This is a genomic window from Streptomyces endophyticus (assembly GCF_035798155.1).
In the GTDB taxonomy this organism is placed as follows: domain Bacteria; phylum Actinomycetota; class Actinomycetes; order Streptomycetales; family Streptomycetaceae; genus Streptomyces; species Streptomyces endophyticus.
The window spans coordinates 107051-113658 of the sequence record NZ_JAOZYC010000108.1 but is presented as its reverse complement, the minus strand read 5'-3'; the positions used below and the strand labels follow the sequence as shown (position 1 = coordinate 113658).

The 6608-nt window shown below is 71.3% G+C and carries 7 protein-coding genes; 3 read left to right on the top strand and 4 right to left on the bottom strand.

Annotated elements, in window-relative coordinates; genetic code table 11:
* Positions 1-466, bottom strand: a 466-nt coding sequence (locus OKJ99_RS16700; protein ID WP_326017023.1) for an FAD-dependent oxidoreductase, incomplete at its 3' end; no start/stop codon positions are given.
* A 127-nt stretch (positions 467-593) separates the two neighbouring features.
* Here OKJ99_RS16700 and OKJ99_RS16695 point away from each other — a divergent pair.
* Together OKJ99_RS16695 and OKJ99_RS16690 are read left to right on the top strand one after the other, a co-directional pair.
* On the top strand, positions 594-1382 hold the full coding sequence (locus OKJ99_RS16695; protein ID WP_326017021.1) for a GntR family transcriptional regulator: 789 nt from the start codon (positions 594-596) through the stop codon (positions 1380-1382).
* Positions 1379-2068, top strand: a complete 690-nt coding sequence (locus OKJ99_RS16690) for a phosphonatase-like hydrolase (protein ID WP_326017019.1) — start codon at positions 1379-1381, stop codon at positions 2066-2068. The genes OKJ99_RS16695 and OKJ99_RS16690 overlap by 4 nt, the downstream gene beginning before the upstream one ends.
* A 37-nt stretch (positions 2069-2105) precedes the next feature.
* On the opposite strand, the gene pgm is transcribed toward OKJ99_RS16690, so the two are convergent.
* The 3 genes from pgm to OKJ99_RS16675 form a co-directional block, all read right to left on the bottom strand.
* Positions 2106-3740, bottom strand: coding sequence for a phosphoglucomutase (alpha-D-glucose-1,6-bisphosphate-dependent) (pgm, locus tag OKJ99_RS16685; RefSeq protein WP_326017018.1), 1635 nt, complete (start codon positions 3738-3740; stop codon positions 2106-2108).
* 87 nt (positions 3741-3827) lie between these two features.
* Entirely contained in the window at positions 3828-4571 is a 744-nt protein-coding gene (locus OKJ99_RS16680; RefSeq protein ID WP_326017017.1) for a Clp protease N-terminal domain-containing protein, read from the bottom strand.
* Between the two features lie 63 nt (positions 4572-4634).
* Complete coding sequence (locus tag OKJ99_RS16675; protein WP_326017016.1) at positions 4635-5669, bottom strand: aldo/keto reductase; 1035 nt, start codon at positions 5667-5669, stop codon at positions 4635-4637.
* Between the two features lie 210 nt (positions 5670-5879).
* Here OKJ99_RS16675 and OKJ99_RS16670 point away from each other — a divergent pair, with 210 nt between their 5' ends.
* On the top strand, positions 5880-6371 hold the full coding sequence (locus tag OKJ99_RS16670) for a cupin domain-containing protein (RefSeq protein WP_326017015.1): 492 nt from the start codon (positions 5880-5882) through the stop codon (positions 6369-6371).
* Positions 6372-6608 lie beyond the last annotated feature (237 nt).

The following is a 6608-nucleotide window of genomic DNA, read 5'->3' as shown; positions in this document are numbered from 1 at the left end:
CCGCGCTCTTGCCCGCGTCCTTGACGCCGCTGATGACCTCGTCGAAGGAGGAGGTCACGTCACCGAGGCCCTCGCCCACCTCGTCACGTGTGCGCAGCCGCACCGCGTCCGCGCCGCGCTCGTCCCGCAGCTCCTCCAGGACCGCCAGCTCGGTCGCGGAGCGGGCCACCACGAGCGCGCCCGCCTCCGGCGCCCACAGCCCGGCCGACTTGGCGGCGTCCAGCCAGCCGGAGCGCGAGCGCAGCGCGAGGTCGAGGAGCTCGCCGCGCTGCGCCGTGACACAGCAGTGGCCGAAGTTGCGCACGGACGCGCCCACCGGCCGCCGGTCACGCTCGATCACCGTGACGCTGAGCCCCCGGCGCACCGCCTCGAAGGCGTGGGCGAGCCCGACGATGCCGGCCCCGACCACGACGAGGTCGCTGCGGTCGCGGGGGAGTGCGGTGGATGGCGCTGATGCGTTGTTCATGACACCAAGCCTGCGGATCGACCGCCGTCACCCGCAAGGGTTGTCTATACAAGTTTCCCCGTTGTTTACCAGCTGTGCGCCAGGTCCTCGCTTGCTCAGCTCGCCATCGGGCTGCGAAACTCGACTTGTGAAGACAAGTAGCGAGGAGGGGCCGCTGCATCAGCGGCTCGGCGCCGAGTTCCGGCGGCGCATCGAGTCGGGGGAGTGGCCCGAAGGGGCGCCCGTGCCGAGCGAGGCACAGCTGTGCGAGGAGTTCGGGACCTCGCGCGGCCCCGTGCGGCAGGCGCTCGCGCAGCTGCGGGCCGACGGCCATCTGGTCGGCGGGCGCGGCAAGCCGCCCGTCGCCCGCAGGGGCACGCCCTCGCAGCCGTTCGCCTCGCTGATGTCGTTCACGCAGTGGGCCGAGTCGATCGGGCGGACCCCGGGGCAGCACACCGTGGAGGTGGCCAGGCGCCGCGTGAGCCCCGAGGCCGCCGCACGCCTGGGCCTCGACGAGGGCGCGCCGGGCGTCGACCTCGTCCGGCTGCGCCACCTCGACGGGGTGCCCGTGATGGTCGAGCGGTCCACGTTCGTCCTCGACGTCGGCCTGCACCTCTTCGCGTTCGACCCGGACGACGGCTCCGTCTACGGCGCCCTCACCTCGTGCGGCGTCGACCTGTACCGCGCGCGGCACACCATCGACGCCGTCGCGGCGGACCCCCAGGACGCCGGGCTCCTCGGCGTCGACCCCGGCCAACCCCTGCTCCGCGTACGGAGGTTGGCATACACGGGTGACGGCAGGCCCGTCGAGTACGCGGACGACCGCTATCTGCCGTCCATGGCCACGTTCACCATCGAGAACACCATGGACGGCCGCACCGTCGCCGCCCGCGGCGGCACGCAGGACACCCGCACCACACGTGAGGAACACCAGTGATCGAACTCGCCGTCTTCGACATGGCAGGCACCACCATCGACGAGCACGGGGCCGTATACGACGCGCTGCGGCACGCCGTCGAGACCACCGGCGTCGCCGTCGACCCGGTCGACCTGCAGACCTGGATGGGCACCGACAAGCGCGAGGCCATCGACGCGCTCGTCCGCCTCGGCGGCGGCGCTCCCGACGCGGAGCTGGTCGAGCGGCAGTACGAGACGTTCCGCGCCTACCTGCGCGAGAGCTACGCGAAGCAGCCGCCGGAGCCGATAGCCCACGCGGACAAGGCACTTGAAGAGCTGCGCGCCCGCGGCATCAAGGTCGCCCTCACCACCGGTTTCAGCGCGGACGTGGCCCTGCCCCTGCTCGAATCCCTCGGCTGGTCCACGGGTGAGGGCGGCAACCTCGACGCGGTCGTCACCTCCGACGAGGTGCCCCGCGGCCGCCCCGCCCCGTACATGATCCAGCGCGCGATGGAGAAGACCGGGACCGTCGATGTGCGGCGCGTCCTCGTGGCCGGCGACACGGTCGTCGACCTGGAGGCCGGGTTCAACGCGGGCGCGGGTGTCGTGGTCGGCGTGCTCACGGGACAGCTCACCCGTGAGCAGCTCGAACTCCACCCGCACACCTACGTGTTGGACGGCGTCGCCGACCTCCCCGGCATCGCGGAGACCCAGGCCGACGACTGAGCCCGTACGTCTGATTGCGTGTGTCTGATTGCGTACGTCAGCTGAGCGCCGCGTCCACGATCGCCTGCGCCTCGCTCTGCACCAGGGCGAGGTGCTCGGCGCCGTGGAACGACTCGGCGTAGATCTTGTAGACGTCCTCCGTGCCGCTGGGCCGGGCCGCGAACCACGCGTTCTCGGTGGTGACCTTGACGCCGCCGATGGCCGCGCCGTTGCCCGGCGCCTCGGAGAGCCGGGCCGTGATGGGCTCGCCCGCGAGGGTGTCGGCGGTGATCGCGTCGCCGGTCAGCTTCGCGAGGCGGGCCTTCTGCTCCTTTGTCGCCTTGGCGTCGATGCGCGCGTACGCGGCGCCCGACGCGCCGTGCTCGGCGGCGAGTTCGGCGTAGTACACGGAAGGCGTCCTTCCGGTGACGGCGGTGATCTCGGCGGCCAGCAGGGCGAGCAGGATGCCGTCCTTGTCGGTGGTCCACACGCTGCCGTCCTTGCGGACGAAGCTCGCCCCGGCGCTCTCCTCGCCGCCGAACGCCACCGAGCCGTCGACCAGGCCCGGCACGAACCACTTGAACCCGACGGGGACTTCGACGAGCTCGCGGCCGAGTGTGGTCGCGATCCGGTCGATGACGGCGGACGAGACGAGCGTCTTGCCGATGGCCGCGGACGCCGACCACCGGGGCCGGTGGCTGAACAGGTAGTGGATGGCGACGGCCAGAAAGTGGTTCGGGTTCATCAGGCCCGCGTCCGGGGTGACGATGCCGTGCCGGTCGGCGTCCGCGTCGTTGCCGGTCAGCAAGTCGAAGTCGTGACGGCGCGCGAGCACGGAGGCCATCGCGGGCGCCGAGGACGGGTCCATCCGGATCTTGCCGTCCCAGTCGAGCGTCATGAACCGCCACGTCGGGTCGGTCTCCGGGTTCACCACGGTCAGGTCGAACCCGTACATCTCGGCGATCCGCGCCCAGTAGTTGACGCTCGCGCCGCCCAGCGGATCGGCGCCGACCCGCACGCCGGAGGCGCGGATGGCGTCGATGTCGATGATGTCCTTGAGGTCCTCGACGTAGCGCTCACGGAAGTCGTACGGCTCCCAGGCCGTCCCGTCGGCCGTGCGCGGCGTCCAACTGGCGTCCTCGAGAAGCGCGTTGGCGCGATCGGCGATCCACGAGGTGGTGGCGGAGTCGGCGGGGCCGCCGTGCGGAGGGTTGTACTTGAAGCCGCCGTCGCGGGGCGGGTTGTGGCTCGGCGTGATCACGATGCCGTCGGCACGGTCGGCCGCGTCGTCGGCCTTCTCGCGGTTCCAGCGCAGGATCGCGTGGCTGAGTGCGGGCGTCGGCACGAAGTCCTCGTGCGCGTCGGCCAGCACCCGCACGCCGTGCGCCGCGAGGACACCGAGGGCGGTCTTCAGGGCGGGGTGCGACAGGGCGTGCGTGTCCGGGCCGATGAAGAGGGGGCCCGTGATGCCCTCCGCGGTGCGGTGCTCGACGATCGCCTGGGTGATCGCGGCGATGTGCTTCTCGTTGAAGGCCCCGTCGAGGCTGGAGCCGCGGTGGCCGCTCGTACCGAAGACGACGCGCTGCTCGGGGCGCGTGAGGTCGGGCTCGCGCGTGTAATACGCCTCGATCAGCTCGTCGACGTCGACGAGATCGCCCGGCAGGGCGGGGGTTCCTGAGCGCTCAGCAGTCATGGATGCAGTCTCCCACCTGCGCCTATGAAGAAAAGTGGGCGGCACAGGTGGGAGACAGGTTCCGGACTCTCGTTTGCGGGGTGGCGCTCAGCCCTCCCCGGACTCCTGCTGGTTCTTCACGATCTCCGAGAGGACCGCGAGGACCTGCGACTCCGCCTGGTCCTTCCCGATGCCGAGGCCCGTCAGCAGTCCCGAGCCGTTCTCGTGCTCCAGGAGCGCGAGCAGGATGTGCTCGGTGCCGACGTAGTTGTGGCCCAGGCGCAGCGCCTCACGGAACGTCAGCTCCAGGGCCTTCTTGGCGTCGGCGTCGAACGGCACCAGGGCCGGCATGTCCTCGGACTTCGCGGGCAGTTCGGCGGTGGCGGCCTGGCGCACGGTGTCCAGGAGCACGCCCTGCGCGACGATCGCCCGCGCCGCGAGGCCCTCGGGCTCGTGCAACAGGCCGAGCACCAGGTGCGCGGGGGTGATGGTGGCGTTGCTCGCGGCGCGGGCCTCGTTCTGTGCGGAGACGATCACGTTGCGGGCGCGGTCGGTGTAGCGGTTGAAGCCCTGGCTGGGGTCCAGGTCGGAATCGGAGCCCTTGGCCACGAAGCGCTTCTGCGCGGCCTGCCGGGTGACTCCCATGCTCTTGCCGATGTCCGTCCAGGAGGCGCCGGAGCGGCGGGCCTGGTCGACGAAGTGGCCGATCAGATGGTCGGCGACGTCGCCGAGGTGGTCCGCCGCGATGACGGCGTTCTGGAGCTGGTCGAGTGCGTCGGTGTTCGACTTCTTGATGGCGTCGATCAGGTCGTCGAGCCGGATGGAAGGCGTGTCGCCGCCGGAATTCGTCATGATGCAACCGTAGGTTGACAGCACCTGGGTGTCAACCAGAAGTTGACACTCCGCCCGTCCGGTTCACACCACCGGAGGATTCAGCTGCCGGAACCCGTCCTGGGTCCGGTACGGGTAGTACGGATACGGGGCCTTGGTCTCGCTCGCCGCGTCCAGCCTCGCCACCTGATCCGGTGTGAGCTCCCAGCCGATGGCGCCCAGGTTCTGCGTCAGCTGCTCCTCGTTGCGCGCGCCGATCAGCACCGTGGAGACGGTGGGCCGGCGCAGCAGCCAGTTGATGGCGATCTGCGGGACCGCCTTCCCGGTCTCCTCCGCGACCTCGTCGAGCGCGTCCATGACCCGGTAGAGGTGCTCGTCCTCGATGGGCGGCCCGAACTGCGCCGTCCGGTGCAGCCTGCTATCGGCGGGCAGTGGCTGCCCGCGCCGGATCTTCCCGGTGAGCCGCCCCCAGCCGAGCGGGCTCCACACCACCGCGCCGACGCCCTCCTCCTTGGCGAGCGGCATCAGCTCCCACTCGTAGTCCCGGCCGGCGAGCGAGTAGTAGACCTGGTGTGCGGCGAACCGTGGCCGTCCGTGCTTCTCCGCCTCGGCGAGCCCCTTCATCAGCTGCCAGCCCGCGTAGTTGGAGACACCGGTGTAGCGGACCTTGCCGGCCCGCACCAGGTCGTCGAGCGTGGCGAGCACCTCCTCGACCGGTGTGCTCGCGTCGTAGGCGTGCAGCTGGAACAGGTCGATGTGGTCGGTGTCGAGGCGCCGCAGCGCGTCGTCGACGGACGCGATCAGCCGCGACCGCGACACTCCGGCGTCGTACGGCCCCTCGCCGGTCGGCAGTGCGGCCTTGGTCGAGATCAGCACCCGGTCGCGCCGGCCCTTGAGCGCCGCGCCGAGCACTTCCTCCGAAGCCCCGTCCGAGTAGACGTCGGCCGTGTCGAACAGGGTGACGCCGTGCTCCAGGCTCAGATCCACCATGCGGCGCGCCTCGTCGACGCCGGCGGTGCCCCAGGCGGAGAACAGCGGGCCGCGCCCGCCGAAGGTGCCGGCCCCGAAACTCAGCGCCGGAACCTTCAGGCCGGACGTCCCCAACTGGCGGTACTCCATGGCGATCTCCTCGTTAATGGGATTCAAGTCCCGTTAGCTCGTGCCGCGACTCTAGCAAGGGGTGGGCGGTAATGGAACCCCGGTTCCTTTAGGTCCGCTTGCGGGTCGGCCCGTGGCCTGCGCCGCAACGGCTGGCACGCCAGAGAGAATTGCGGTGAGGGAGAATCGAACGGTCACGACCCGCCGCGCCACGTCAGGGGAACCAGACCGATGCCCGCTGCCCACGTCACCCTCGCCGACGTCCTGAACGCTGCCGCACCGGGGGCGACAGGCGCTCTGTGGCGGCTCGACGGCGCGGCCCGCCAGCTCGACGCCAACGTCGTCCGCCTGCGGCCGGGCGGGGGCGGCGACGCGTACGTGGAGGCCGAACTCGACGTGCTCCTCGTCGTCGTGGAGGGCCACGGCACGCTCCACCGGGCGGGCGTGGACGAGCAGGTGGCGCCCGGCGCGCTCCTGTTCGTGCCGCGCGGCGAGCGGCGCGCGGTCAGCGCGGGCGAGGACGGGCTCGTCTACCTCACGGCGCACCGCAGGCGGCCCGGCATGGCCATCCGCCGCGCCGAACCGCAGGTGACGGCCGAGGGCGGCGAGGCGCCCTGCCTGCTGCCCCGGGTGTGCGCGTCCTGCGGCCGGGCCGCCGACGACGCCGGCGCCCTGTACTGCGCCCGCTGCGGGGAGCGCCTGGAGGGGTGGGCAGAGGCGTAGTGATCCGGCCGTCCTTGAGGCGAAGGGATCACGCCAGACGGTGCGGTCCGCGCCTCGACTCCGGCCGTATGTACGGGATGTGGTGCCACCACCCCGTCACTTCTCGCCACTGATTCAACACGTGAAGTTACCGAAATCCGGGGGTCCGGGATGAACTCCGCGGCCGTCCCCGGCAGACTCTGCACCACGGCGGCCGCACGCTCGGGCAGCGGTCGCCAGGGGAGGGAGCACCATCGG